We start from the raw sequence: 26539 nt of genomic DNA, 5'->3' as shown, positions 1-26539 counted from the left end.
AGCAAGAATAACTGTCATTATAACGTCCGTGCAGTGGTTTGAAATCGTACATATGGGCATTCGCAGGATGTACTTTTGGGCATGTAATGTCCGATTTATTTAATTTTCAGTGATTTAAAACTCACCTTTTGGTAAGTACCTGTACTAAAAGTGCATACTTACAAAATTGCAGTTCGCACTTTATACTCAAGGAAATCAATCATGCTCAAGGAGGACATATCATTGAAAACACTTGTTATCGTAACGCATCCAAGTCTGGAAACCTCGGTCATCAATAAGCGCTGGGTCGAGGAACTAAAGCAATATCCGGAGCTGTATACTGTTCACGAATTACATAAGGTTTACCCTGATGGAAACATGGATGTACAAAAAGAACAGCAGCTCATTGAATCGCATAGCAATCTTATTTTACAATTTCCTATCTATTGGTTTAATTGTCCGCCACTCCTCAAAAAGTGGCTTGACGAGGTATTCGCTTACGGGTGGGCTTACGGTTCAAATGGAGGCGATAAGTTAAAGAAACGCAAAGTTGGATTAGCGGTTTCGGCTGGAATAAAAAAAGAAGATTATCAGGAAAACGGAAGGTATCGCTACACGCTTGCACAGATATTAACCCCTTTTGAAACGACCTTCCTCTACTGCGATGCAGATTATCGTTCGTTCTTTGCGTTTTACGGACAAGAGGCTGCTCCTGGAACTAATGCGCCTGACATGGACCTATCGTCCCCTCATAGCGCATTGGATACAAGTGCACAGGATTACTTAAAGTTCATAGATAACCTGTGATGTGTTAACTGAATTAACCGTTAAAAAAAGGGGCCGTCCCGAAAGTAGCTTTAGTCGCTTGACGTACGGCTCTCATAAACAGAAAGTGTGTCAAATAAAGCCATGGCGGTGCTCAGGATGTTATTCCCACACCGCTATGGCTTCTGTTTTGATCATTGGCCGCCTTCTTGAGCAAATTATGGGCAAGCGAAAGCCTCCCGACCTCCAGGCTCACTTTATGCAAGCCCCGAAGCAGAAATCGCCGGAATCCTCGGTTGTTTTTGATCTGCCCAAACACACTTTCCGGTTCGACATTCGCTGAACCGACAACGCATGATGCTCCTCGCTTCGAAGTTTCTCCCTTGCTTGCTGCTTGTAACGAAGATACTTGAGGCTTACGGTGATTTCCCGGTCTCCCTGGGCTTTCGCACATGTTTTTTTAAGCGGACAACCTTCGCAGCTTTCGCTCGATAGAGCCGCTTCCGTAAGAAATCGTTCCTTTTGTAAATGGTTTGGGTAGCACCTCCATTTTACCGAAGAACGGTTTCTTTGCGTCTAAAAGTAAGCAATCTGCACGGCGTAGCGGAGAGGACGAATCGATTCTGGACAAGCGTCAGCGCTCGCCTCCCTCCTTATGATTCAATTTTCTTGCGCTAGCTCGCTAATTCGCAGGATTTCATTCGTTATGAAAACAAATGTGACAACGAAGGCGACAAAAGGGGGGACCGTATGGCGAATGTGGGCATAACGAAATAAGGGGAAGTGCGAAATTCCCATAGTTTTCCTTTATTCGCATGCTCCATCTTCGTCCTTGAGGTTTGCCCTCCCATGTCTCAACGGGTCTATGCCCTTTCATTCCTTCGTTACACCTATCAAGGAGATGGAGTCCGTTACTGCTTTGTCCACGGGTCTGAGCCCTTTAGGCGAGCGTATCGGTTCTTCATGCTTCTTGTGAATCCTGCGAATGAGCCAGTAGGCAAGTGGTCGGTTATTAAGCGGCGACCGTTACTTTGTTGATGTCGTAAACGGAATGCTTCTTCGCCATAGCTACAAGCATACGAGCAAGCTTCCCGCACAGCTTCATGATCGACTTCATACCTTTCATGTTCTTCACTTGTTTGTTGTACTGATGCAGCGCCCGAAATTCTGGATTAATGGAAACCATATGAAAGACCGTCATGAAAAGAAGTTTTCGCAGTCCAGGTCGCCCTCGCTTCGTGATTTTCACTTCGCCCTTGTAGGTACCTGAGCTGTTTTCGGACAGATGTAAGCCAGCTAACCGAAGGACTTGGTTACCATGAGTAAAGCCGCCCAAATCACCCGCTTCACTGTATAACGTAGCCAGCGTAATATCATTCATGCCTTTAATGGTACGAAGGAGCTTTGCTGTGGGAATGCTTCGAAGGAGTTGACTCATCTTTTCTTCCAGTTGATTCAATTGGTCGTTATACATCTGCAGTTGTTGCAGCAGTAACGATATACTAAGTTTTGCTTCCTCTACACAATTCGGAATGGCAGCTGTCCGTTGCGCCGCATGGATGAGGGCAGCGGATACCTTACGGCTGCCTGCGCGCTTCAGTCGTTTTCTCCACCCGGCGATAACGTCTTCAACCGTTAAGTGGCGAAGATCGGATGGATGCGCAAATTCGGCCAACGTTGCGAGTGCCGTCTTCGAGGTGATGTCCTTAAATACCTGCTGAAACTCAGGGAAGTACATGTCAGTCCACCGATACATCTGGTTGACGACACTGGAGACTTGCTTGGTCACAAAGTCTCTGGTGCCCACAAGCTGCCTAAGCGCCCGATACGGCTCGGCGTGAATATGAGTTTCAGAATAGTATCCATTCTTCACCATGTCGGCAATGACCAAGGCATCTTTGACATCGTTTTTAGTTGGAGAGTTGTCCCGGTTTTCTTTGTTACGCTTCACTTGAAACGGGTTAACGAGAACGAGCTCGAGCAGCCTCTCTTTAAGCCAGAACGCTAGGTTGAACCAGTAGTGACCGGTTGGCTCAACGCCGAAGATGACATCGGTCTTGTTAAACTGAAGCATTAGAGCTTGCATCCACTGATATAACTTTTCATATCCTTCGAGATCGTTAGAGAACACAAGGTAGGAACCTCGTTCAATGCCACGATAGTCTGTCGCACGTGCGACATGTTTAAATTTTGCAATGTCGATGCCAATGATGAGATGATGGTTGGTTATACGTTCAATTCGTTGATTTTGTTTAACTGATTGTTTAAACTTCATAATAAGAGCACCTTCCTTATGATGTTGTGGTTGTCGTAGTGGACACCTTTCATCATAAGGAGGTGCTCGTTCAATTTCAAAGCCGAAATTTAAGAGCATACAGGAATGCTTTGCCCCCCCATTTCGTCCTTGCTCAGAACCATTCCAAGAAATGTGGGGGCAACAGCGATGGTAGGAACGATTCGTACATGGAGCGTCTTCTAACAGCAAAAAGGGGGCCTCCCGCAAGATCTAAGATCTTTTGGGACACCCCCTTTGAATATAACAAAACCTCATGCTTCCAGTTGCACAGCTTCCAGCGCCGGCGAACTGTTTTGCTCTCCCCACTCGCACATCATATGTAACACAGGAATGAGTGAGAGTCCGCGTTCCGACAAAGTGTATTCGACTTTGGGAGGGACCTGGGGATATTCCGTGCGAACGATTAGCTCATCTGCCTCCAGCTCCTTTAACATGACGCTTAACGTCTTAAAGGATATGGAACCAATGCTTCGCTTCAGCTCATTATGCCGCATAACCTTATTTTCAGACAGCCAATACAAGATGATCATTTTATATTTACCGCCGATCAAGGATAACGTATAACCAAAGCCGGTGTCTTGGGGTTTCACGCCAGTCGGAACACAGGTTTCAGTTTCGCGCATAAGTCACACTCTCCTTCTAATCTGTTCCATTTATCATGTACTGTTCATCTTAACATAAAAACAGTACTGGATCGCAAGGAGATGTACAGAACGACGAATCCCGCTGTCATGGTGATTATCCGGCCCAAACGTCTTTTACGTATTGTCCCGACGCTTCCAGCCCGGATAGCCAGGCGGCAGCTTCTTCTGCATTCACGCCATGTCGGTCCTGATAGGAACGGGTCAGCGTTTGTTCCACCTCCGGCGCCATCCGGGAGCCGTCGCCGCAAATGTACATTTGCGCTCCTGCCTCTAGCAGTGACAGCAATAACGCTCCGTCTTGTGTCATTAAATGCTGGACATAGCATTTCTCCACACCGTCTACCCTCGAAAAAGCCGTATGCAGGGTGACCAGACCTTCTCTCTCTGCCTGCTCAAACTCCTCGCGGTAAAGATAGTCTTGCTCCGGATTCCGACAGCCGAAGTACAGATGCGCAGCACCCAGCTTCTGCCCCGCCTCTCGAAGCGCTTGTCTTGCCTGGATGAATCCCCTGAACGGAGCCACACCCGTGCCCGGTCCGATCATGATGATTGGCGTTGCCGGATCCTCCGGCAGCGCAAAGCCCGACTCTGGCGAACGAATGAACATCAGAACCTCCGCCCCCGTCTCCAATTGTTCCAAATAGTTGGAAGCCACGCCCCTGTATTCCCCTTGGCCGCTCCACGCTTGCCCCCGAACGACACTGACCGTAATGCTTGCCGTATTCCGGCTGACCTTCGGTGAGCTGGAAATCGAATAATATCTCGGCTTCAATGGAGGCAGGAGCTCAAGAAACCGTTCAAACGACAGCTCGCAGGCTTCATACCGCTCCAGCAGATCGAGCATGGTGATCCGTTTGGCCCGCACTTCAGCCTGATAGGTATCTTCCGAAAGCAGCTCTTGAAGCTCTTTCACATGCGGCGGACATACCGTACTAGCGGCCATCTCCCGAATCTGCGCTCTTGTGGCCGGCTCCTGCAGCTCCACGCTGCGGGACAGCAGGTCGTCCAGACGGACAGGAATGCCTGTCGGCAAATGCGCACCGCTTCTTCCTTCAGCAGACAAGATAAGGTGTGCCCCCGCGTCCAGTTTGAATCTTCGGAGAACTCGCTGAACCAGCGTCTTCGGATTGACCGGAAGCACTCCCAGATGATCTCCTTCACGATAATCCGTTCCGGCCGGCAGCGAGATTTCGATATGCTGCGTGATCCTTCCGCTGTCCGCATGCTGCAGATTGCGGGTGTGAGCAACGCGCCCGGTTACAGCCTGGTAGGTTTCTGCCAGAGGCACGGCGGCCGCTCCCTGCACGAACTGGACAGACAAGGTACTGCGCTTCAGCTCATTGACGGACATCAGAGGTAGACCTAGCGATTGCATCAGATCCGGCCATAAATGCTCTGTCCATTCATCGACTTCACGCTCAAAGTCGCCGCTGGCATCACTCTCGCCGCGCGTGAGCAATCGCTGAGCCCCTTTGACAGCAAGCTGTTCGTCTATCAAACGAGGAATCCGCTGATAGGTGCTTGCCCAGTTGTGATCCCCGCAGCCGAATACGGCATATCGCACACCCTGGATTTCTGATTCAGCGGCATTCTCCAGCCATTCCGTAAATGCTTTTGCATTGGAAGGCGGCTGTCCGTTGTACGAGGCGGTTACAATGATGACGGCACCTTCCTTCGGAAGCCTTCCGGCATAATCGTCCAACGTACCTACCTGGCTGTCAAACCCTTGGTGCTTCGCAGTGTCCGCCACCTCTCGGGCAATTCCCTCTGCTGTGCCCAAGTTAGACCCGTATAAAGCGAGCAGCGGTGTATGATGGGCATTGTTCGCCGTTTTATCTGGCGACTTGGCGAATTCCCGCTTCTCCAACTCGGGTGACACCGCCTTACCTGCTCCCGGAACCAAGAGTGCGGCCCCCTCTTGACGGCTTCGAACTTGAATATGAAACCCTTCCGGCTTTAAAGTGAGGGTTTCCTTAACCTTCAACTCATACGACTGGTTTTCGATCAATTTAAAATATTTGAGCACCAAACCAAGCACCAAGGTTGCCTCCTGCAGCGCAAACTGCTGCCCGATACATGCGCGTTGTCCGTTGCCAAACGGTTTGTAAGCGTCATGCGGCACCTTGCTGGGATCTTCGAAACGCTCCGGTCTGAACGTCTCCACGTCGTCTCCCCACACGCGGGAGTCTCGATGCAGTCCCGGAATCAGGACCGTTACGCTATCCCCCTTCTTGATCGGATAGGTTCCTCCGATTTCCGTATCTTCCTTCGCATATAACGAAAAAGCAGGTGCCGTTGGCCATAAGCGCAGCGACTCGCTGAGAACCATGCGGACGTATTTGAGCTCCCGAACCTGATTGTAAGTCGGCACGGGATCTTTCAGAACGCGGTCTACCTCGCTTACCGCTTTTTGCAATGTATCCGGATTTTTCAGCAAAAAATAAATGGCAAAGGATAGCAATCCGCTTGTCGTCTCATGCCCCGCGATAAGAAACGTAATCATCTGATATCGGATATTCTCCGAATCCAGGCGCTCGCCTGTATCCGGATCGACACCTTCCAGCATATGCGCAAGCAAGTCCCCTTCTTCGCCGCCATACTTTTTGCGATCTTGAATAAGCTCATCAACGAGCGAGAACATGTCCTGAACATCTTCCTGAAACTGCCGCTTCTTTTTAATCATAAACATGTCTTGTATGCCCAGACGGTGCAGCTGGTTCATGCCTTCATCGAGAGCCCGCACCATGCTGTCGATAAACGGATGATTGTCTTCCCGGTAGAAGCTGTTAAACCGGTAATTAAATCCGCACAGGCCGATGGTATCCAGCGTCAGGCGCGTCATGTCGGCAGGAACGTCCACGGTTTCGTCGGGGTTGAGCCGAGCCCATTTCTGGATAAGCTGCATAGCGATATCGACCATTTTCGTATGGTAGCCTTGCATCGCACGCTGGCTAAAGCTGGAGAGCAGGATGTTATGTGCTTTTTTCCAGTTGGGCTCATGTGTAGCGCTCGTAAACAATCCGTCACCTGCAAAAGGACGGACATTCTGAAGCGGCGCCCAGATACGTTTGTCAAAACGCTTCTCGTCACACGCGTCCTTGACATATTCGTGGCCGGAGACATACAGCTCCCTGCGTCCGCCCGGATACTGAAATTGAAATATCGGCCCGAGTTCCGAGGCGACCTTCACAAGCGATTGGACCGGAGCTGCGGAATCCAGCAGAGGCAGATTGCCCAGCGGTCCGTAAGTTTTAGGTTGAGGTACTTGCTTCGTATCTGACATTCGATCTCCCTCCATGATCCATTGTTTCTTTAGAATGCGTCCCTTTGTTGGGACGGGTGAATCCCTACGCAGTACTCACTGACCAATATCGTAATACGGTCATTTCAACATAAAAAAGGAGGATTGACGGCTGTATCGTTAGTTTCTACTTAACATGGCTGTCTTATCCTAGCCTATACCCTATCACGATATGTATCTCCAGCATATCAGCCGTAGGTCCTTTAGGACTATAAAACCAAATAAAATATCACCCTCCGACAAAAGCAATGTATTGAGTCATTGATTTTCTTTGCGAAGGAAAATTTTCAGTGAATGTTCACAGAACTATCTACCGTATAACAGGCTTTGACTACAATCTCCTCAACAACAAAAAGCCGCGAATTTCGCGGCTTTCAATATATCCAATATTCAATTGGGGTTTTCACTCCGTCCACATATGTTCACATGATCCACTTATCAGGAGATCCCCCCCGCGAAATGCGTGCTCCGATCAGATTAACCGCCTTGCCTCAACTCTCTTCGATCGCTGTACGAACATCATATTGATAAATGTCGATATCCAGCGGCATTCCAAGCGCCATCTTTGCAAGTTGGCTTCCGATAAATGGCCCCATCGTTAGTCCGGACGCGCCCAGCCCGTTTGCCGTAATAAGGCCTTCCCAGCCAGGGACAGCACCTATAACCGGGAGAAATCCGGGTGTGAACGGACGAAACCCGACTCGTACTTCCTCAAATGTGCTGTCAGCCAAACCAGGCGCTAAGGCCAATCCTTTATTCAGGATTTCCTGCATACCGCCGGGTGTTACTCTTGTATCGTAGCCATTGACTTCATTTTCGTGAGTCGCTCCGATCACAATCTTCTGGTTATCAAAAGAGAGCAAATATTGATCCGAAGGCGGCATGACGACCGGCCAGGCACCTGTATCTTGCTGGTCAGCCGCCTGCACATGCATGATTTGCGCTTTTTGAAAACGCACCTGAAAGTCAATGCCTAATGGCTGAAGCAGTTGATTAGCCCATGCACCGGCACAAACAATGACTTCATCAGCCTCGAAGCTATCAGCTCCGACAGCTGCTCCGGTTACACGATTTGTTTGATATACCAATGCGGCATCCCCGTTTATAAGCTGGGCCCCGTTCCTCTGTGCAGACCGGATCAGCGCATCGCGCAGCGCACGACCGTCAATACGTGCGGCACCGCTAATATGAACGGAATGATAGCCTTCACCGAGCAAAGGAAAATGCTCATGGGTTTCTTCCTCATTCAGCCGGGTAATCTCACCGATTTCCGGAGCATCTGTTTTCCGAATATGAGCCCGTTCCTCCATCTTGCGGATTTTATCCAAATCCTCATGAATGCTAAGAGCGCCGACTTGGGCGTAGCCTGTTTCTGTCTCGCCTTCGCTGATGAGTTCTTCCACTAACTCAGGATAAAAACGCGCGCCCGCCTTGGCTAATTGGTACCACGCTTGATTCCGCCTTTGCGATAGCCAGGGGCAGATAATGCCTGCCGCGGCATCCGTAGCCTGTCCTTTATCTTTGCGGTCTATAATAAGAACTTCCGCTCCCATTTTTGCTAACTGATAAGCAGTCGATGCCCCTAGTATTCCCGATCCAATGACGATCACTTTCTTCATGCATGACATCCCTTTCCTTCAATCACTGTATCCATTATAGCGAATGCAGGAAAAAAGTATAACGCCCACCATCTAAGCGTCATACCAAAGAATACACAAAAAAGCCGCCAAATAGGCGACTTCATATCCATCCGAGCTATGGTTGATCTGATCGGTTATTATTTTTCCATGACAGCAAAATAGTTTTCTTCATAATCCGCAAAGTTGAACACTCTGCCGGAAGGCAAATTCACCACTTCGCCGACGGTGATATTATGGCTGGTTAAATGGCTGTACAACGCATCGAAATTTTCCGTGAAAAACATTAAAGAAGGTGTGCCCAAATTCATTCCAGGCGACATTTTGGCTACGAGCTCCTTGTCATGCAGAATGATGCTCGTTTCGGCTTCCCTCGTCGGAGCAATTTCAATCCATCTCATTTCACCGTTATTCTCTTCAGCTATGACTTGAAATCCTACCATTTCAGTCCAAAACTTCACGGCTTGATCCTGATTATTCACATACACCATAATTTGACCAACTTTACTAATCATCGATTGTTACACTCCTCGCCTAATTAACTGTTAAAACCAGCTTGTTTCTATGATTGTCTTTTCTCTTCAGATCTTAACATGCCAGACGCACTTATATTTCTTATCAATTGCGAATTTATATTAAATTACGGTTTATTTCTTTACTATACGCCACTTATCATTAGCTTGGGCAGCTGGTGCGGGCCATCGATCAATTTGCGGGAGCGTCAGCTGAGACGCTTTTCTTTTCCGCTTGATTGGATGATATCGAGCTCGATTTCGGATGTAACCCGATTATTGAGCAACCGCTTCAGCGGATTTATGGAACTGCGGCATATGCGAAAGGTTGAAGGCACTTCAGCTCTTTTGGAGGATGGAATCGCCACGCCGTTTTGACCGGCTGCTGGAAGGGTTAGGTTTACTGTATAAACGTCTTAGTTGATATCAAAACGAAATGTAAAAAAGCTGCCGCTAACTAATTAGCGGACAGCTTTTTTTGTAATTTCCTATTAAGGAACATATTCTAGCTAATTGATACTCCCATTCCTTCTTTGGGATAACGATCTTATTGTTTCTTATGTTTCTTGATGGCCATCAAGTTCAACGAACTTCGTTGCCACATTCTCGCAAAATGCACGATCATGCTCCACGAACAGAAGCGTCGGTGCATACTCGAGCAATAACTCTTCGATCTGCATGCGAGAGATCACATCGATAAAATTAAGCGGTTCATCCCACACATACAAATGAGCATGCTCACTAAGGCTTTTAGCGATCAGCACCTTCTTCTTCTGTCCCCCGCTATAAGTCGAAATATCCTTTTCAAACTGAAGTCTGGAGAAATCGAGCTTTCGCAATATGGATTTAAACAGGCTTTCATCAATCCCGCTGCTTATGGCATAATCCGTCAAGCTGCCTTGCAGGTAGGACGTGTCCTGAGATACATAGGATATCTTAAGCTGGCTATCCCTGTTGAACTGGCCTGTGTATTGCATCTCTTCTCCGCATATCAGCTTAAGGATACTGGATTTTCCAGAACCGTTTTTGCCCGAGAGGGCAACTCGGTCCCCTTTTTCAATCGTAAAACTCAAGTTTTCACACACCGTCTTGGAGCCGTATGAAATGGAGACATCCTCCAGCTGGACCAGTTGTTTTTTGTGATAATCCAGTTGGAACATCTGCAAATTCTCGGAGCTCTCGATATTTTTAAGGAGCTTCGATTTTTCCTCTATGGCGGACTGCTGTCGCTGCTCTAGGTTTTTGGAGCGCTTCATCATCTTAGCTGCCTTGTGGCCAATATAGCCTTTATCTACTTTGGAGCCTGAATTTCTGGTACCGTTCTTCGATTTCTCCACCTGATCCGACCAATTCCCCGTCCTTCTTGCAGAATCGGTTAAACGTTTAATATCTTTCCGCAGCTTCTCGTCACTCGCAAGCTCAAATTGATCCTGTCTCTTTTTATTTTCCCACCATGCGGAAAAATTGCCTTTTTGGATCTCGATATTGGTTTTATTGATGGACAGGATGTGGTCTACGCAATGATCCAAGAATGATCGATCGTGCGACACCAGAATAAATCCGCTTTTCTTGCTGAGGTAGTCGCTGACTAATTTTCTCGCATGCATATCCAGGTGATTGGTCGGTTCGTCAATCAAGAGGAAGCGATTTTCCTTGATAAACAACGCAGCCAGCATCACTTTGGTCTGCTCTCCGCTTGATAATGAGTCAAAAGGCCGGTACAGGACATCTTCCGAAACCTTTAACAAGTTAAGTTCGCGCACGATTTGCCAATGAACATACTCCGGATAGATCTCCTCGATGATGTCCAGAGTGAGATACTCCTTGTTCTCGACATGGTAAGGGAAATATTCGAAGCTCACGGAGGCCGAGATATTCCCGCTGTATTCATACTTGCCTAGCAGCAGATTGAGAAACGTGGTTTTTCCCCTGCCGTTTCTTCCGGTAAATCCCAATTTCCAATCGGTATCGATTTGAAAGCTCACTTGTTCGAATATCGGATCAAAACTGCTCTCATAAGCAAACGAAAGGTTTGAAACTTGGATTAATGACATTTTCATCATTCCTCTACGGTAAAATTTCAGAACGAAAAAAAGCGCAAAAACACCAGAACCCGGTGCTTTCTACGCTTATCTTTGCCAACTATACCATAAAGAAACAAGCGACGATCAAGCTATCGCTAAACTTGCCTGCATATAAGTATAGAAGGATAAAGTTCCGGTATCTGATTGGTTATGGTGTGAACCTTGTCTAATGCTTCCTAGTATCGACAGGTTCACATGAACATCTACAACATCTAATTCAGTCATCGCTTTATCCCTCCTTCATTCGATCCCGTTATTGTGCGAATATTATAAACTTAACATGAATGCCACCTATTGGTCAACCTGTATAGGGCAAGCGGCGGCTCGCCTACGTTTCCGTAAAAAAGATACAACTTAACGATCTTGCGCATTTCACTAGTTGCTGATAGGATATTTCGAGTGGTAGATGAAATGCCACCTACATTTTAGATTGAAAAGCAGGTGACTTATTATGAATTTATTAAAAGAGTTTAAAACCTTTGCGCTTAAGGGTAATGTGCTCGATTTAGCCATTGGGGTTATCATTGGTGCTGCTTTCGGCAAAATCGTATCCTCCTTGGTGAGCGATATCATTATGCCGGTAATTGGCTTGCTCCTTGGCGGAGTCAATTTATCAGGACTAGATACGACAATCGGAGATGCAACGCTGACGTATGGAGTATTTCTGCAGACGGTCGTAGATTTCCTTATCGTCTCCTTCTCGATCTTCATGTTCATCCGTACGCTTAACCGCTTTAAACGCAAAGAAGATACTAAAGCTGAAGAACCACCGGCTCCATCGAAGGAAGAACTGTTGTTGACTGAAATTCGCGATTTGCTGAAACAACAAAATAAGGCTTCCGAATAATAATATGGAACTGATCCAAAGAGCGTGTTTTCGCAACGAGAACACGCTCTCTTTTTTTGCCTTCCTCCTGGTCCTTGCATGGGAATAACAAACGCCCGTCATATCGTTCTATTTATGTTCTATTGACAGATCATGCTAAATAGAATTATAATTCACACTAAACCTAGTAAATTAGTATAGTTTATAATATAGAGACAGAGCACCCACGCCGTATGGGGCTGTCCTAAAAAAGGGAGATGTGCTATATGCCAAGTGTTCAAACGTTCAAAGCAACGGCCCATTTGCAAGAAGGGGTAAAAGTTGTTACTAATGTAAGGCAGTTCGAGTTAGTTATCGATGAGCCGAAAAGCCTTGGAGGTACGGATACCGGAATGAACCCCGTTGAAGCTCTGCTGGCCTCCCTGGGGGCATGCCAATCGATAGTGGCCCGTGTTTATGCTCCAAAATTCGATGTGATCCTTGAAGATTTCAGAGTTGATGTAGAAGGCGACCTTGACCTGGATGGATTCTTTAATCGCTCTGACGTACGCCCTGGATACTCCGATATTCGGTACACGTTCTACATCAAGACCCCTTCGTCCCCCGAGAATGTTGAGCAGTTTGTTGAATTTCTGGAGAGTAAATGCCCTGTGGGCGATACGATAGCGGCGCCAGTAAATGTGAAGCTAAATCGCATCGTCATTGAGAACGAAGTGGCTCATTCTTAATTAATCTACATATAAGGGCTGCCACGTTGCACCAAGCAACTTAGCAGCCCTTCATTTTTCATCGTTATGAAAGGCACTCATCCGGATATCATTAAGCGACGTATTGTCCATGGATAAATGTATTATTTCTTGTGAACGGCATAAAGGAAACGGCAGTAACCGATCTCAGCCGCATTTTTCATCAGTTCCAGATTTAGCCAGGCTGCCAATTCATGAAAAGGCTTATCCGCGAAAGGCCATAACGTTCGTTCCGTAGAAAGGAACGCTTCGTCCGTCAAAGCCGACATTTCACGTTTCCACTCGCTGCTCAATTCATTTATTCTATGTCTAGTCTCTTGGATGTTACCCATAGAATGGATGTCTTCACGGGCCAATGCCCCGCTGCCGAACGAATGATTCAGTACCATAGACCACCAGTATGTGATATGCCATGTCAGCCAAGATATATTCGGCGGGCCAATCTCGTAATCCTCGGATTCCGGCCATTCCGCTAGCCAGATTCCAGATTCACGGTAAACGTGGAGTCCCTTCGAAGCAGGTCGCCAATGAAACTCCTCATCTTGAAGCCCCGTGAGATGCAAGTCGAGCAACTGCCAAGCGATTTGGAACTGGAAATCAAGAGTACTTCGAATGACTCCGGTCGGATCAGGTGAATACTGTCGATCCTGCATTACGCACCTCCATTCATCGAAATAATAAACGTTATTTAAATATGTCTATCTATTTATAAACATAATAAAACATCATCTATCCAATGTCAACGGAAGTCCGTTAAATAACAATACAAAAAAGCCGCAATCCTGCGGCTTTTATCTGGAACCTATACCCGATGCGGATAACCGGGTAGCTTTTACGACATAGGATGCCAATCCTGGAATCATCCGGGCGATGCCTGGATAGAAGCGATTGGTTTTGGCGAAAGCCAGGTTCTGAATTCTCCTTGCTCTTCTGAGAAGCTCCGTAAAAGTACGATTGGCTTCAAGTGTATACTGATTTCGCCAATGTTCGAAGTTTATTTCTCCCTTTAAATAGGAGTCGGTCCAACGAGCGCATATCAGCGAGGACCGAAGAGCAACCGACATCCCGTCCCCGCACAGCGGTGGGAGCATCAGCATGGCATCGCCGATGTGAGGATATTCCGACCATGGATGCGGTGTATGGGATAAACGAAGAGGGGCAATCGATACCTGGGTTCCCGAAACAGGCTCCCCTTCAGCCATTCGTTCGCCCAACCTTTTGTTCGTGCGTGAAGCGGCTCGGAGAATTTCAGGCACCGATTTGCCGCTGCCCTGCACTGAATTCAAGGTCAGCAACGCAGCCACATTAACCGTCCCATTTTCAATCGGCGAGATTCCGACATAACCCCCTTCGCAAAAATACAGCTCAACCCGGGAAGGTATCGTAATGCCGCTAAAATGCGATTTTACGCCGACATATACGGTATCATCCCGATACTCCTCGGCAGGGGAAACGCCGCGCGGCCTTTTCGTACCGTATGCACCAATGACGGCCCTTGCCTCATATCGAACGCGCTCTTTCCCTTGCCTTACATCGACTTCATACCGATGATCACCGAGCTTCTGAATATCGGTCACGGTTGTTCCCGTGACAACTTCCGCTCCCGCGGCCAGTGCATTCTCATGTAGGAGGCGATCCAGCTCATAGCGGCTGATGCCTGTAGCCTGTCCTGGTAACGGAGCGGTAATTTCACCGCCGTGTGACATCACGATTTTGGCATGATCCATGGAACTAGGCTCAATCTCTTCGCCCAATAGATGGACCCCCAAATAATCCAGCATCTCTTTGGTCTCCGGAGACATGAATTCACCGCAGGTTTTGTGGCGTGGAAATGATTGCCGATCCAGCAATATCGTACGATACCCTTGCTTTGCAAGCTGTAGTGCACAGCTGGTACCGGCTACACCCGCTCCGATAACAATAACATCCGCTTGCTTTGACATATATGACCACCTGCCTTATAGCTTGCCTGAAGAACATTGGCTTGTTAACAAGTAGAGGACTAGGGAGTCCCATGTTTCGGGATAACAACGGAATAACGGAATAACGACTTCCATTTATAGGTCATGGTGTCGTGATTGAGCTGCTGTTTCAACTCCCTCCAATCCTTCCCTTTAAATCCCTTAGCAACCGATAACGGACCATCATGGCGAATATAACGATTGCGGGAAATGATGCGCGTTGTAATCCAAACTGCCGTGTAGGGGACCGGATGCCGATGGATATCATTGATGACGACCCCGTGAATAGAGGTTCGCAGCATATGCGTCACCATGTCCACCAGCTGATCGCCCTGGAAATGATGGATGAACTGGGAACCAGTCACAATATCTGCCGATGCATCGGGTAACTCTTTAACATCGGCACGTCGAACTTGAACCCTCGGCTCGTTTCGAAACAGTCGTCTAGCCTCATCGCATGCTTCTTCCGTCATATCGACCAAGGTAATATTCAGCTGGATACCTCTTTGATTCGACCATTGCAGCAGCTTCTGGTTTACATCGCCTGAACCGGCCCCTACGTCCATGATGCTAAGGGTCCTCGGGCAGCCAATCGATTTCCAAAGCTTCTCCACGCCGTCCAGGGTAGGTCCCGGTGCAGCAAAGATCCGATTCAGCCGCCTTAAATGCTTTAGCGCTTCGCTCAGCTCTTCTCCTCCCATGGAGAAGTCATCCATAAGCTCATCTTCCTCCGCCCGGATGGACAGGGTTCTAAAGAAGGACATGGTCCTGCTCCTTAACCGATGACGCATAAGCCTTCACATAGGTAAAGCGCATAAGCTCCGCTGTCAGGCCCGGCCCGAAGGCCATGGCTACCCCTTCCGTGGAAGCTTTATTCATCCCTTGCATCTCCTTGCGCATCGCACTCAGCACAAACAAAATGGTCACGGAGGAGAGATTCCCTGCCGTTCTTAAGATGTCCCGGCTGTATTTGGTTTGTTCATCGGTCAGGCCCATGACTTCCTGCACCGAATCCACGATGCCCCGTCCGCCAGGATGGATAGCCCACAATTCCGGCAGCTTATCGCCCTTCAGCAGAACACGCAGTTCTTCCTCCAGGTGAATACCGAGAAGCTTGGGAATACGCGGGGATAAAAAAAGATCAAAGCCTGTGTTGCCTACCTCCCATGTCATATCCTCCGTGGAATCCGGCAGCAGGACCGAATAACCCGAGCCAAGCTCCAAATAATGCCGATGATCCGTTGCCGGATGACCGATGACACAAGATGAGGCTCCATCACCGAAAAACGAGGCTGCAAACAGTGCCTCCCTCTCCTTGACCGGTTGAAAATGAAGAGTGCAAAGCTCCACGCACACAATCAATACTTGCGACCCCGGCGCCCCTATGACAACATCCCGCGCCATTTGAATCGCTTTAAGGCCGGCAGCACATCCCTGGAATATCAATGGCAGGCGATTAACCCGTCGAGAAAGCCCCAAATGACGGATCAACAGTACATCCATACCGGGCTGGTATTGACCCGTGCAGCTGACCGTAATGAGATGCGTGATTCGATCCGGCGACATACCTGCATCCTTCAAGGCCTGCTCGGCTGCTTCTATACCAAGCGGGAGGCCCTCCCGTTTGTATGTATCCATTCGTTCCTCGGTTGTAGGGATGTCTGACTCGTCATGAGAAGGCAAATAGCGGCACTCTTCCAATGGACCAAGGTAGTTGGGTTCGCAGGTATAACGATTTTCGACACCGCAGGATCTAAATACTCTTCGAGCAAAGCGGGCCAGATCAGGTTTATCCTGCAGCGTAGAGGCAATTAATTCCGCGATATCCGACTGTGCCACCGAATGTGCCGGCAATGCCGTCCCCATCCCGAGAATCGCAACATCGGACATACCGTTTGTATGTTTCATGCTAACCTCCTGTATCGTCTTGGAATTATACATGATTACCCTTTCCTGGGTATTTTGAATTCGTCCTAAGACTTACTTTTGAGATTAGGATAACCCGAACTTAGCAAATTATATCCAATTCACACCGAAGGCTTAATCCGCATGTCCGTAGTCGCAAAAAAAAACCACGACGAACGTGGTTTCCTGGGCTAACTATTATTATCACATCACGTAAAAGAAAACGCGATGGCCGTTGATCCTGAACGCGGATCCTGATAGGATGTGATATTCCCCCATTCCATCTGGTATTCCACATATGGATAAGGACGTTCCTGCTCATAGTTAGGCATTAAACATAAAGCCCTCTCAAGCATGTTCCTATGCTTCTCGTACCTTCTCCGCTCGCCTTCCACGGTCCAGTTATCCCACGAAGTCGGAAATTGCTCCCCCTGAACGGACAATTCTACCGCATATAGCTTACCTGCATGAAAGCATATGGACACAAATACCGATTCATCCATCAACGGAACCTCGTTAAAATAAAACCACTCATAGCCATTCCCCATGGAGCGGGCAGAGTGAAAATACAGGGTATAAAGTTTGGATGCACATAATGGATCTTCGGTTAAACCGGGGTGAATGGCCCGTTCTCCATTAACAACAAGCTCACCTGCAGTCCAACTGCTACTGCACATCATTCAAACACTCCTTTCGATCATCCTATACTCCTTCCTACTCGCCAAGTTCACCTTCATTAAACTGACTTCCCGGAATTTCTGCATCGGCAAGAAGGACCCATTGGTTTACTTCATCGTAACCGGATACCTCGGCAATGACCCGATAACGAGGGTACATCCATTCAGCAGGGGCACGCGATTTCAGAGCGGACGTGTCCGTCAAGCCTACGGCCCCCGGTTCCAACAAGTTAATTAATGTGCCTTGCGGAAAAAAGGCCTCGATGAATCCTTCCACTTTAGCACCGACTGGAAATAAACGTTGAGTCCGATGCCAGTCCTCCAGGCCAGCTTGCAGCTGTTCCATCCAAAGCTCCTCGAATGCCGCTTGACTGATTTCTGTATAATAGGGTTCCTCCGGATCAAGAGGGTGCTCCGCCAGCATGAAATGAGAGGTATCGTGTTTCCGGTTGGAAGTAATGCAGCTGCCATCCTCATCAAGAACGATCTGTCTATAAGTCGTGCCGTTGTTGTCAATTTCAAAATACCAGGTTCCCATCCCCGGCTCCTGAACATCTTTTAGATATTTTATAATCGTCAACTCCTACATTTCGGAAGCGGCTCGCGTTGTGTCCTTTACGGAGTGCTCCTTCATGATTCAAATTCCTGCCGATCTATTTGTTCCATTATCAAGCGCTAGGTTTATTTTACCATAGCCAGCCACTTGGCGTTGTGCCTTAGAATACAAAACAAGCCCGATTGCAACAGCAATCAGGCTTGCGATCTACAGATTATTTCCCGGGCATCGTTTATACTTGCGCGCTGAACTGCTGCTCAAATTCCTTTATCGAGATGACCTTTCCATCCACTCTCGACTGCTCAGCCGCAAACGCCATGAGGTGGCTTTGAACGGAACGGTTTGCCGAAGTAAGCCCTTGATCGCTTGCCCCTGTCTGCACCAGCCTCAGAAAATCCTTGATCAGGCCCATATCACCGCCTCCGTGCCCGACATGCCCGCCCCTATCTGCAAAAGATATTCGCTCGATCTTGCCGCTGCCAAAGTGAATGATCTCAATTTCATTCTTCTCCATAGCTCCGCGGATTTCCCCGCGGGTTCCCATCAGCTTGATTGTGCGGCTGACATCTCGCGTAAACGCACTCATCGTAAACGCAACCGTTACGTTATTGGCAAATTCCAAATTGACGACCTGGTGGTCCACAACATCATTATCGCAATGATATACGCAGCGGCCATATGGCCCCTCCAGCAATGCCTTATAACGGGCTTCATAACTCATATCATCACTGATCGCCGACGTTGGCCAATTCATATCCTCTGTCAAATATAGATCAGGCGCATAATAGAGGCACTGATCCGAGACCGGGCATCCGTCCAAACAGCGTTTAGGTGCGCCTTCCGGTGCTTGTTCAGCCGTAAAATGGCTTAACGAGCCGAAAGAGGATACCCGAAGGCAATCGGAATCGGCAAGCCAGAGCAAAATATCGAGATCATGACAAGACTTGGCGAGAATCATCGGACTGGAATCTTCCTTACGACGCCAATTCCCCCGCACAAAACTGTGCGCCTGATGCCAATAGCCCACGTTCTCGTTATGCTGGATGGACATCAATTGGCCAATGGTCTCACGCTCCAGCAGTTCCTTTAAAGTCGTGAAAAACGGCGTATACCGCAGCACGTGACAGATCGAAAACACCAGTCCGGCCTGCGAAGCCATCTCACCCATCTTGATGCACTCTTCGGGATCCGGTGACATCGGCTTCTCCAGCAGCACATGGTAACCGGCTTCAAGCGCCCGCATCGTTGGTTCGAAATGCTGCTTATCCTGGGTGCATATCAATACCGCGTCCGCGAGTTTGGGCCCTGCAAAGAAATCATTCCAATTCTCGAAGCACGATGCATCTTCAAGGCCATGCCTAGCTTTAAACTGTTCCCTCCGCTGCTGATTCGGTTCCGCGACGGCAACCACCTCAAGCTCATGAGGGTGCATCAGGGCATATTCCATATAATTGATGCCTCGCAGTCCTGCTCCGATAAGGGCAACCTTAACCTTATTCATCCGACTCTTCTCCTTTTTTTGTAAGCACTTATTCTTTGACGCTTCCGACCGTCATCCCTTTGACAAAGTACTTCTGCAGGAACGGATACACGACCATGATCGGCAGCGCGCCCATGAATATTTGGGCAGTCCGGAGCGTTTTCTCACTCAAATTCTCCATCGCCTTGATCTGCTCGATCGAGATCGAAGTCATTTGGGAGTTGATTGACATGATGAGTGTAGACAAATAGGTTTGCAGCGGATATTTATCCGGCGAATTCAAGTATAAAATGCCGTCGAACCAAGCATTCCAGTGTCCCACGATGGTAAACAGGCCGATCGTTGCAATGGACGGCAGGGAAACCGGCAGGTAGATACGCCATAATATTCGCCAGTGTCCGGCGCCGTCAATCGTTGCCGCCTCCTCCAGCTCCTTCGGAATCGTTCTGAAGAAGTTCAACATCAGGACCATGTTCCATACATTGAGTGCCCCAGGCAGAATCAGAGCCCATACGGAGTCAATCAAGCCGGTATTCTTCACGATCATGTAAGTGGGAATCAAGCCCCCGCCGAAAAACATCGTAATGGCAAAAAACCACACATACGGTGTTCGGAACTTAAATTGATGATTTGATTTTGATAAGGGATACGCGGTGATAAATACCAAAAACATATTCACTGCCGTCCCTAGCACGACCCGCGTTAACGAAACCCGGAACGATCGAAAAAACTCGACCTTTTCGCCCAAGTATCGGTAAGCATCCAAGTTAAAGCCGACCGGCCAGAGCCTCACTTCCCCCGCCATCGCTGCTGTATTCGAGCTTAACGAAATCGAGAGCAAATGAATGAACGGAATGATACCGAGCAAGGTGATTGCGGATAGAACCAGCGTATTCACGATTACAAACAGCCTTCTGCTGATCGTTGGTTTGTGCATTTTCCTACCTCCACTCCAGCCTAAAAGATCCGATAATTGTTATATTTATAAGCCGCATAGTACGTCACAGCCACGAGAGCCAGAGAGATGACGGATTTAAAGAAGCCGACCGCGGCGGCAGGTCCGAATTGCTGACTGAACATTCCGAGCCTATAGACGAAGGTATCGATAATATCCGCCCCCTCATAAACCGTCGGGTTGTACATAATCAGAATCTGTTCGAAACCGGCGTTGAGAATGCCGCCAAGACTTAATACACCCAGCAGGATGAGAATCGGTGCCATGCCCGGGAGCGTAATGTGAATCATCTGTTTCCATCTTCCCGCTCCGTCTACTTCTGCAGCTTCATACAGCGTTGCATGGATTCCTGTTATGGCTGCGAGCATAACAATCATGTTATAGCCCATGCCTTTCCATACGTCCGAACCGATGATAATCCCACGGAACCAGTGGTTATCCAGCATGAACATGATCGGTTCCATATCCAGTGAGCCCAGCAACCCGTTCACCGGACCATTCAAGGAAAACAATTCGATGATGACGCCGCCAAGCACCGTCCAGGACAGAAAGAATGGCAGGAAGATAGCGGATTGGATAAAACGCGAGAACCATCTTCGGGTGACTTCGTTGAGAAGCAGTGCCAGAATCAGAGGCACAAGTAAAAACAAAATCATTTTAAATACGGAAATGACAATGGTGTTCCACAGTACTTGCTTGAAATCAGGCAGTTCAAATACATACCGGAAATTATCAAAGCCAACGAAATCCGAGTGGAAGAACCCGGCCAGCGGCTCAAACTGTTGAAAAGCCATCACTAGGCCAGCCATAGGCCCATAAGCATAAATCAACGTGACGATAACTCCAGGTAGCAACATCAAATGCAGCAGATATTCTTTTTTTAGCGTTCTCACAGATGAACCTCCCCGTCCATTTAAAACGGGAGGAATCTGCCAACTTCCTAAAGGCACATCCTCCCGTTCCATCATTCAAAGATTATTTGGCACTCTGCTGGCCGTACCAATCGTTGACCTCTTGCGTAATCTGATCGCCGCCAAGCGACTTCCAGCTCTGAACGAATTTATCGAATTCATCCAGCGAAGCGCCCATGACGATCTTGGTGAAGGTTTCCTGCATCAGTTTATCGAGCTGGGATCCCTTCTCCACTTGCGTTGCCGTGGGAAGGCCGTAGAATTCATTGTTCACGTAAGCCTGACTCTCTTTGATTTGCCGCGTCGTTCCCCAGCCGCCGTCTTTTGCCGCCCGACTGAAATATTGGCCCCAATTCACGCCTTTCGAGGCATCTGCGGTATTACCTGCAAGGTAATCCTTCGTTGCTTTGAAGACGTCCGCCACATTTTTGTAGTTCTCGTCATCCAGCGTAATTTCCGATTGGTTCGCGTCAAGCGCTTTGTTAACTTCCGTATAGATCGTGTCAATTTGGGCCGGATTATAAATTCGTGGAACGAACCAATTGTATACATATCCTTTTTCCGCTTTATTCTGATCCATGTACTTCTTGTTGCCCACCTCGATGTAGAAGTTGATCATCTTAATGGCGGCTTCCGGATTCTTCATTTTTTTGTTCACGACCACGAGCTTGTTGCTGCGGATCTTAGGGACCATGGACTTGCCGGGTCCATCCAGTCCAGGAATCTGAAGGGCAATCCATTCTGCCTTAGGATCTTTATCGACATTGAGATTCAATGGCCAGTTCGGATACCACCATTCCCCGTAGGAAATGCCGACCTTGCCTGCGGTAATATCTTCAACGGACTTGTTCTCGTCCTTCAAGGCAAATTCTTTATCCAGAATCCCCTCCTTGTACCAGGACTGCAGCTTGCCTAGCGCGGTCTTTACTTCCGGTTGAATGAGTCCAGGTACAAGCTTGCCGCTGTCATCCTTAATCCAGGCCGACTGGTTGTCTCCGATGGACGGATATGCGCCAAATCCATTGAAGAAACCTCTAAGGTCAAATCCCCAGAAGAACAGATTCTTCTGCATCGCGATACCGTATGTGTCATTTTTACCGTTTTGGTCCGGATCCTGCTGCACGAAGGCCCTTGCAACCTGTTCCAGCTCATCCATGGTTTGCGGCGGCTGCAAATTCAGGTTGTCGAGCCAGTCTTTGCGGATCCAGAGCAGCTGGGTAGACAGGAAAGGATCCTCAAATCCGGGAATCGCGAGCAGTTTTCCTTCCGACGTAAACGTCTTCATCGCAAAGCCGCCGTCAGACTCCATGTATTTTTTCAGTGCCGGTGAAGCATAGTCGTTGTAAGCCTGGGTAAGATCGGCTAGCATCCCCTGTTTCTTCAACTTCTCGAAGTTCTTCTGGTCCAGTTCCATAATATCCGGCAGATCCGCCGAAGCCATGGCTAACGAAAACTTCTGTTCGAACTGGCTCGAAGGCACCGTCCATTTGTACTGAACCTCAATGTTCAGCATGTCTTTGAGATCTTTAAAGTAAGCATTCTGTTCAGGTGTAATCCCTTGAGGCGTCCGCGGGTCCTCCGGCGGATTGTAGCCGAGCACTTGCGTGACCGTCACCGTTTCAGGATATTTGCCGAGAGGTTCGGGTGGTGCGGTATTGGTTTTTGCATCCTCCGTAGAGGATTTGGCCGGCGTCCCTTCAGATTCTTTTACCTGATTCGAGCATGCAGCCATTACCGAAAGCGTCATCGTGCTAATCAACATCATCTTCGCTAGCTTGATCCATCTCATGATTGCGTCCCCCTTTATCTGGCGTAATCTTCATATCTGTGCTTCTTACGTCTTATTATAGATTCCGCCCGAAAGCGCTATCAATTTTAAGTTTTTTACATCGCTTTCACTTTTTTTACTTATTGTGCGTGTTCAAAAAGATCGATTTTCAGCACCGAGAAGGTTGGATGAAGCTAGGGAGTGAGGAGCGGAGCGTACGTTTTGGGTACGTGAGCACCGGAAAGCCCGGCTGAATTCAAGATTCGATGCCGAGCTGCTTCCTGATTCGCTTCGTGATCAAAAGCGGACTTTTTGAACTACCTATTATTGGGTATTTCGGTATTCCTGAGGGGAAACCCCCATCTTTTTCTTGAAAAATGTAGTGAAATACGAAGGAGATTCGAATCCGAGCCGGGTGGCAATCTCCTGCAATTTCATATTCGTATGCAACATCAGATGGAGCGCCCCCTCCAGCTTCTTCGCCTGGATATACTCCAGCAGGTTGTGTCCTGTCAGCTGCTTGTAGTAGCGCGAAAGATAGGAGGGGTTAAAATTGACCTCCTCCGCAATGGCGGTCAAGGAGACATCCCCGGATAAATGCTCCATGATATATTTATGGATCCGGTCGATCACGTCGAATTTCATGTCATCCTGCTTGAAGCGGTCATAATCTTGGTTCGTTTCCTCAAACTCTTTAGCCTTTTCGATGTTCACAATAACCATATTTTGACCAAGCGCAGCCCTGCTCTGCAGCATGGATCGTAAAATATCAAGCTGCTGCCCCGAGGTATACCACTTATCATGCAGATTGCCCGAGATCCCGAAAGAAACATAAACGCCGAGCAGTTCTTCGCATTCATTCTGAACCAGCTCCAGGATGCCTCTCATATAAGACATAACCCCATGCCAATGAAGCTCATTTTCCTGCGCATCACCACGAAAACGATCCCGAAGCTCCACGTCCGGCTGCAGCAGCCATACCTGTAAGGCATCGTCCAGAATAGCATGCTCACATGCAAATGAATTGGGCAAATCGTTGATAAACGTCATCTGAACAGCTTGCGCCACATCCTTTGTTTTCGTCTCCGACGCACCGTCGATCCTTCCCAAGATAAAGAATGCCGGCTGGTCTACATCGATGCTGAACTCCACTTCTTCATAACGGGACTCGGACAGCAGAGAACGGGCGGCTTCTCCATTCAATACCTTTCGTATCAGCTCCCGTTTCAGCAGAGGTTCGGCGAGTTGAAAATGCACCTTTGCCTTTTCCGCCTGGATTCTGCGACCGTTTTCCTCATCAAGTTTAGAAGAAGCCACTTGGACAGCTTGGAAAATCGGATCGATTCCTTCGGTCTTCAGGATGTAGTTATCCACGTTTTTGCGCAGTGCTTCATGCACATAATCAAATTCACTATAGCCGGTCAGGAAAATGATTCGGCAATGCGGCCAATAGTATGTAATTTCATCAATCAGCTGCAGCCCGTTCTTTTGGGGCATTCGTATATCGCTGACCAGGATGTCCAGCTTCATTCTCCTGGCAATCTCTAGCGCTTCTTTGGCGGAATAAGCTTTGCATACATCCAGTTCCAATTGCGTTTGCTCCTGAAAAAGCTGAACCAAGCCGTTAACGATGACAGGTTCGTCGTCCACGATCAACAGTCTGTACATGATGATGCCTCCTCTATCCCATCGATGATAATGATCAGATCCACCTTTAATCCGCCATAGGCGCTGCGTGAGATGAATAATCCGCTTCCAAGCCCATATTTAAGCTGAAGCCGGTTGTTCACGTTGATCAATCCTGTTTTTTCAATATGCTTCGAATCCATAGCCAGCCTGTCCTGCAAACACTGCAGCATCTCATTCGTTAGCAGCTTCCCGTTATCCTCCACCGTGACACGCAATTTGCCTTCCCGGTAATCGCTGCTGATATATAATTTCCCCTCCTCCATACCGTCTTCGAACGCGTGCTCAAACGCATTCTCCACGATAGGCTGTATGATGAGTCTCGGAACGGTTATGGACGGCGGGATGTCCGAAATTTCCTTATGCTCATATGCAATCCGGTTCGAGAAGCGGATACCTTGAATGTCGCAGTAATCCAGTGCATGCTTGTATTCCTTATAGAAAGGCACCTCGTCGGAGCCGCTTCTCGTGATGTATTGATAGTAGCTTCCCAGCTTTTGCGAGAGCTCCGCCGCGCTATCCGCGTCTCCAACCTTGCACATCATATAAATATTAAAAAAGCTGTTATATAGAAAATGCGGATTGATCTGAGACTGCAGCTGCTTCAGCTGCGAGTGCTGAAGTGCTATTTTTTGCTCATAGTTTTCCTCAATCGAATGTTTGAGCTTAAACGCCATCCTGTTGAACCCGTTAAATACGTAATGAAACTCATCTTTGCTTCTGGACTCGATCATGATATTCAAATTATCGGTTTCGATCATATGAAAGGCTTTAACAAGCTTTGACAGTGGCCTGTGGATCATCAGATTGACCGAGAACGAATAAAGCACCATGACGATCACCGCCAGAATAAACAACGTATAAAACCATGTAATGAATTGGCTTAAAGGCCGCGTGATTTCATTCTGGTTCACATACATGACCAAGGACAGATCCAGCGCGCTAACTTCATTCTCGATGATAAAATAGTCTACACCATTCAGCTCTCCCGTCCCCGGCACACTTTGCTCCGGGCTGGGATTGTCCAGAATATGGCTCAAAATCTCGGATGACTCATCTGCCCGCAGAGCTGTCGTTAATATGGTCCCCCCTTCTTTACTCCCGAGTAATACTTCGGATTCCGGATACAGCTTGGCGATTTCGCTTAAAGCCCCCAGCAGCTTGGATCGGGAAATTTCGATGTAGGACCAAATGCCGCCGTTGTTTTCGGTTTCAATCAGAAAAATGCGGTCGCCGCTTCTATAAAAAGAAGGCTTTGGCATAACCGTCATCATGGAGGAGATCAGTGCCATTTCCTTATTCGGCGTATTGGTCACGCCCGTTGTGGTCGAGATCGTTTTCCCAATATCCTTCACGTAAACCCCGGCGTTCACGATGTACTCGCTGGAAACCATGAGGGTTGCTAGCCGATCCCTGACCTGATCAATCAGCTCCACCTCGCCATAGTCCTCAAGCATACTGCCCCGAAAGCTCAGTTTCTGCAGATCCTTGTCATTCAGCAGCTGCAGCTGCAAATTCCGAATAAAATACATCTCCTTATCGAGCTGCTTGGAATAGAAGGAGGCGCCAGCCGTAGCAGAGTTCAAGAGGGACTCCTTCGTAACGGACATCCCCTTATAATTCAACCAAATATTCATCGAGATGAGAGGAAGTAGTAATAGAATAAAAACAATGACAATTTTCTGGTACACAAACCATTTCGATGCTTTGCCCGGAGCTTGAAGTTTCATGCTTTCCCCCCATTTGGTATCAACCAATCTATTATCATCTAGTATAGGGGGGCCAGCCGACATTACAACGAATTATTTTTACATTGTTAGGTGTGAACATGACAAGGCACAAGTTCCAGG

General features: G+C 48.1%; 23 protein-coding genes and 1 pseudogene. 4 read left to right on the top strand and 20 right to left on the bottom strand.

Features of this window, described 5'->3' with window-relative positions; genetic code table 11:
* Nucleotides 1–222: 222 nt before the first annotated feature.
* Complete coding sequence (locus tag NYE54_RS15670; protein WP_339273042.1) at nucleotides 223–786, top strand: NAD(P)H-dependent oxidoreductase; 564 nt, start codon at nucleotides 223–225, stop codon at nucleotides 784–786.
* 112 nt (nucleotides 787–898) lie between these two features.
* Here the strand turns inward: NYE54_RS15670 and NYE54_RS15665 are convergent.
* The 6 genes and pseudogenes from NYE54_RS15665 to NYE54_RS15640 all read right to left on the bottom strand — a co-directional run.
* Nucleotides 899–1206 (bottom strand): annotated as a pseudogene (locus NYE54_RS15665) (transposase); the annotation flags it as partial.
* Nucleotides 1207–1756: 550 nt separating this feature from the next.
* A complete protein-coding gene (locus tag NYE54_RS15660) occupies nucleotides 1757–3019 on the bottom strand; it encodes an IS110 family transposase (RefSeq protein ID WP_098748207.1) in 1263 nt (420 codons plus the stop codon).
* Nucleotides 3020–3291: 272 nt separating this feature from the next.
* The gene (locus NYE54_RS15655; RefSeq protein WP_339273040.1) at nucleotides 3292–3663 is read right to left on the bottom strand and encodes a helix-turn-helix domain-containing protein; all 372 of its coding nucleotides are present in this window, start codon (nucleotides 3661–3663) and stop codon (nucleotides 3292–3294) included.
* 115 nt (nucleotides 3664–3778) lie between these two features.
* Nucleotides 3779–6967, bottom strand: a complete 3189-nt coding sequence (locus NYE54_RS15650; protein WP_339273038.1) for a cytochrome P450 — start codon at nucleotides 6965–6967, stop codon at nucleotides 3779–3781.
* 509 nt (nucleotides 6968–7476) lie between these two features.
* A complete protein-coding gene (locus tag NYE54_RS15645) occupies nucleotides 7477–8604 on the bottom strand; it encodes an FAD-dependent oxidoreductase (protein WP_339273036.1) in 1128 nt (375 codons plus the stop codon).
* Between the two features lie 158 nt (nucleotides 8605–8762).
* Nucleotides 8763–9137: a VOC family protein gene (locus NYE54_RS15640; protein ID WP_339273034.1), complete on the bottom strand. Its 375-nt coding sequence runs from the start codon at nucleotides 9135–9137 to the stop codon at nucleotides 8763–8765.
* A 78-nt stretch (nucleotides 9138–9215) separates the two neighbouring features.
* On the opposite strand from NYE54_RS15640, the gene NYE54_RS15635 reads away from it, so the two are divergent.
* Nucleotides 9216–9512 carry a DUF1796 family putative cysteine peptidase gene (locus NYE54_RS15635; protein WP_339273032.1) on the top strand — a complete coding sequence of 99 codons (297 nt, stop codon included), beginning with the start codon at nucleotides 9216–9218 and terminating at the stop codon, nucleotides 9510–9512.
* Between the two features lie 179 nt (nucleotides 9513–9691).
* On the opposite strand, the gene NYE54_RS15630 is transcribed toward NYE54_RS15635, so the two are convergent.
* Together NYE54_RS15630 and NYE54_RS15625 are read right to left on the bottom strand one after the other, a co-directional pair.
* A complete protein-coding gene (locus NYE54_RS15630; protein ID WP_339273030.1) occupies nucleotides 9692–11188 on the bottom strand; it encodes an Lsa family ABC-F type ribosomal protection protein in 1497 nt (498 codons plus the stop codon).
* A gap of 114 nt (nucleotides 11189–11302) precedes the next feature.
* A complete protein-coding gene (locus NYE54_RS15625; RefSeq protein WP_179090642.1) occupies nucleotides 11303–11443 on the bottom strand; it encodes a hypothetical protein in 141 nt (46 codons plus the stop codon).
* Between the two features lie 226 nt (nucleotides 11444–11669).
* On the opposite strand from NYE54_RS15625, the gene mscL reads away from it, so the two are divergent.
* Nucleotides 11670–12065 carry a large conductance mechanosensitive channel protein MscL gene (gene mscL / locus NYE54_RS15620; RefSeq protein WP_339273028.1) on the top strand — a complete coding sequence of 132 codons (396 nt, stop codon included), beginning with the start codon at nucleotides 11670–11672 and terminating at the stop codon, nucleotides 12063–12065.
* 245 nt (nucleotides 12066–12310) lie between these two features.
* The gene (locus NYE54_RS15615) at nucleotides 12311–12772 is read left to right on the top strand and encodes an OsmC family protein (protein WP_339273026.1); all 462 of its coding nucleotides are present in this window, start codon (nucleotides 12311–12313) and stop codon (nucleotides 12770–12772) included.
* Nucleotides 12773–12894: 122 nt separating this feature from the next.
* Here the strand turns inward: NYE54_RS15615 and NYE54_RS15610 are convergent, their stop codons facing one another.
* The 12 genes from NYE54_RS15610 to NYE54_RS15555 all read right to left on the bottom strand — a co-directional run bounded on the left by NYE54_RS15610 (nucleotide 12895) and on the right by NYE54_RS15555 (nucleotide 26419).
* Complete coding sequence (locus NYE54_RS15610) at nucleotides 12895–13443, bottom strand: DinB family protein (protein ID WP_076323297.1); 549 nt, start codon at nucleotides 13441–13443, stop codon at nucleotides 12895–12897.
* Nucleotides 13444–13581: 138 nt separating this feature from the next.
* Nucleotides 13582–14733, bottom strand: coding sequence for an FAD-dependent oxidoreductase (locus NYE54_RS15605; protein WP_339273024.1), 1152 nt, complete (start codon nucleotides 14731–14733; stop codon nucleotides 13582–13584).
* Between the two features lie 59 nt (nucleotides 14734–14792).
* Nucleotides 14793–15515, bottom strand: a complete 723-nt coding sequence (locus tag NYE54_RS15600; protein WP_339273022.1) for a methyltransferase domain-containing protein — start codon at nucleotides 15513–15515, stop codon at nucleotides 14793–14795.
* Nucleotides 15502–16659, bottom strand: a complete 1158-nt coding sequence (locus NYE54_RS15595) for a type III polyketide synthase (protein ID WP_339273020.1) — start codon at nucleotides 16657–16659, stop codon at nucleotides 15502–15504. The genes NYE54_RS15600 and NYE54_RS15595 overlap by 14 nt, the downstream gene beginning before the upstream one ends.
* Nucleotides 16660–16865: 206 nt before the next feature.
* Complete coding sequence (locus NYE54_RS15590) at nucleotides 16866–17333, bottom strand: hypothetical protein (RefSeq protein WP_339273018.1); 468 nt, start codon at nucleotides 17331–17333, stop codon at nucleotides 16866–16868.
* 37 nt (nucleotides 17334–17370) lie between these two features.
* Nucleotides 17371–17871: a hypothetical protein gene (locus tag NYE54_RS15585; protein WP_339273010.1), complete on the bottom strand. Its 501-nt coding sequence runs from the start codon at nucleotides 17869–17871 to the stop codon at nucleotides 17371–17373.
* Nucleotides 17872–18121: 250 nt separating this feature from the next.
* Complete coding sequence (locus tag NYE54_RS15580) at nucleotides 18122–19390, bottom strand: Gfo/Idh/MocA family oxidoreductase (RefSeq protein ID WP_339273009.1); 1269 nt, start codon at nucleotides 19388–19390, stop codon at nucleotides 18122–18124.
* Between the two features lie 28 nt (nucleotides 19391–19418).
* Entirely contained in the window at nucleotides 19419–20306 is an 888-nt protein-coding gene (locus NYE54_RS15575) for a carbohydrate ABC transporter permease (RefSeq protein WP_076323292.1), read from the bottom strand.
* A gap of 20 nt (nucleotides 20307–20326) precedes the next feature.
* On the bottom strand, nucleotides 20327–21217 hold the full coding sequence (locus NYE54_RS15570; RefSeq protein ID WP_339273007.1) for an ABC transporter permease subunit: 891 nt from the start codon (nucleotides 21215–21217) through the stop codon (nucleotides 20327–20329).
* A gap of 82 nt (nucleotides 21218–21299) precedes the next feature.
* Nucleotides 21300–23024, bottom strand: a complete 1725-nt coding sequence (locus NYE54_RS15565; protein WP_339273005.1) for an extracellular solute-binding protein — start codon at nucleotides 23022–23024, stop codon at nucleotides 21300–21302.
* Nucleotides 23025–23327: 303 nt separating this feature from the next.
* Complete coding sequence (locus NYE54_RS15560) at nucleotides 23328–24671, bottom strand: response regulator (RefSeq protein WP_339273003.1); 1344 nt, start codon at nucleotides 24669–24671, stop codon at nucleotides 23328–23330.
* Nucleotides 24656–26419, bottom strand: coding sequence for a histidine kinase (locus NYE54_RS15555; RefSeq protein WP_339273001.1), 1764 nt, complete (start codon nucleotides 26417–26419; stop codon nucleotides 24656–24658). Before NYE54_RS15555 ends, NYE54_RS15560 begins: the two co-directional genes overlap by 16 nt.
* Nucleotides 26420–26539: the final 120 nt, after the last annotated feature.

The organism is Paenibacillus sp. FSL K6-1330 (assembly GCF_037976825.1).
In the GTDB taxonomy this organism is placed as follows: domain Bacteria; phylum Bacillota; class Bacilli; order Paenibacillales; family Paenibacillaceae; genus Paenibacillus_AQ.
This window is presented reverse-complemented; position numbering and strand designations above follow the sequence as displayed.

Bases quoted from the DNA above. Each gene is read 5' to 3' on its own strand.
- NYE54_RS15635 (WP_339273032.1), top strand. From the start codon at position 9,216: ATGCCAGACGCACTTATATTTCTTATCAATTGCGAATTTATATTAAAT.
- NYE54_RS15650 (WP_339273038.1), bottom strand. From the start codon at position 6,967: ATGTCAGATACGAAGCAAGTACCTCAACCTAAAACTTACGGACCGCTG.
- NYE54_RS15590 (WP_339273018.1), bottom strand. From the start codon at position 17,333: ATGTGCAGTAGCAGTTGGACTGCAGGTGAGCTTGTTGTTAATGGAGAA.
- NYE54_RS15580 (WP_339273009.1), bottom strand. From the start codon at position 19,390: ATGAATAAGGTTAAGGTTGCCCTTATCGGAGCAGGACTGCGAGGCATC.
- NYE54_RS15560 (WP_339273003.1), bottom strand. From the start codon at position 24,671: ATGTACAGACTGTTGATCGTGGACGACGAACCTGTCATCGTTAACGGC.
- NYE54_RS15625 (WP_179090642.1), bottom strand. From the start codon at position 11,443: ATGACTGAATTAGATGTTGTAGATGTTCATGTGAACCTGTCGATACTA.
- NYE54_RS15655 (WP_339273040.1), bottom strand. From the start codon at position 3,663: ATGCGCGAAACTGAAACCTGTGTTCCGACTGGCGTGAAACCCCAAGAC.
- NYE54_RS15605 (WP_339273024.1), bottom strand. From the start codon at position 14,733: ATGTCAAAGCAAGCGGATGTTATTGTTATCGGAGCGGGTGTAGCCGGT.
- NYE54_RS15595 (WP_339273020.1), bottom strand. From the start codon at position 16,659: ATGAAACATACAAACGGTATGTCCGATGTTGCGATTCTCGGGATGGGG.
- NYE54_RS15575 (WP_076323292.1), bottom strand. From the start codon at position 20,306: ATGCACAAACCAACGATCAGCAGAAGGCTGTTTGTAATCGTGAATACG.
- NYE54_RS15630 (WP_339273030.1), bottom strand. From the start codon at position 11,188: ATGTCATTAATCCAAGTTTCAAACCTTTCGTTTGCTTATGAGAGCAGT.
- NYE54_RS15640 (WP_339273034.1), bottom strand. From the start codon at position 9,137: ATGATTAGTAAAGTTGGTCAAATTATGGTGTATGTGAATAATCAGGAT.
- NYE54_RS15645 (WP_339273036.1), bottom strand. From the start codon at position 8,604: ATGAAGAAAGTGATCGTCATTGGATCGGGAATACTAGGGGCATCGACT.
- mscL (WP_339273028.1), top strand. From the start codon at position 11,670: ATGAATTTATTAAAAGAGTTTAAAACCTTTGCGCTTAAGGGTAATGTG.
- NYE54_RS15600 (WP_339273022.1), bottom strand. From the start codon at position 15,515: ATGTCCTTCTTTAGAACCCTGTCCATCCGGGCGGAGGAAGATGAGCTT.
- NYE54_RS15565 (WP_339273005.1), bottom strand. From the start codon at position 23,024: ATGAGATGGATCAAGCTAGCGAAGATGATGTTGATTAGCACGATGACG.
- NYE54_RS15615 (WP_339273026.1), top strand. From the start codon at position 12,311: ATGCCAAGTGTTCAAACGTTCAAAGCAACGGCCCATTTGCAAGAAGGG.
- NYE54_RS15660 (WP_098748207.1), bottom strand. From the start codon at position 3,019: ATGAAGTTTAAACAATCAGTTAAACAAAATCAACGAATTGAACGTATA.
- NYE54_RS15585 (WP_339273010.1), bottom strand. From the start codon at position 17,871: ATGGGAACCTGGTATTTTGAAATTGACAACAACGGCACGACTTATAGA.
- NYE54_RS15555 (WP_339273001.1), bottom strand. From the start codon at position 26,419: ATGAAACTTCAAGCTCCGGGCAAAGCATCGAAATGGTTTGTGTACCAG.
- NYE54_RS15610 (WP_076323297.1), bottom strand. From the start codon at position 13,443: ATGCAGGATCGACAGTATTCACCTGATCCGACCGGAGTCATTCGAAGT.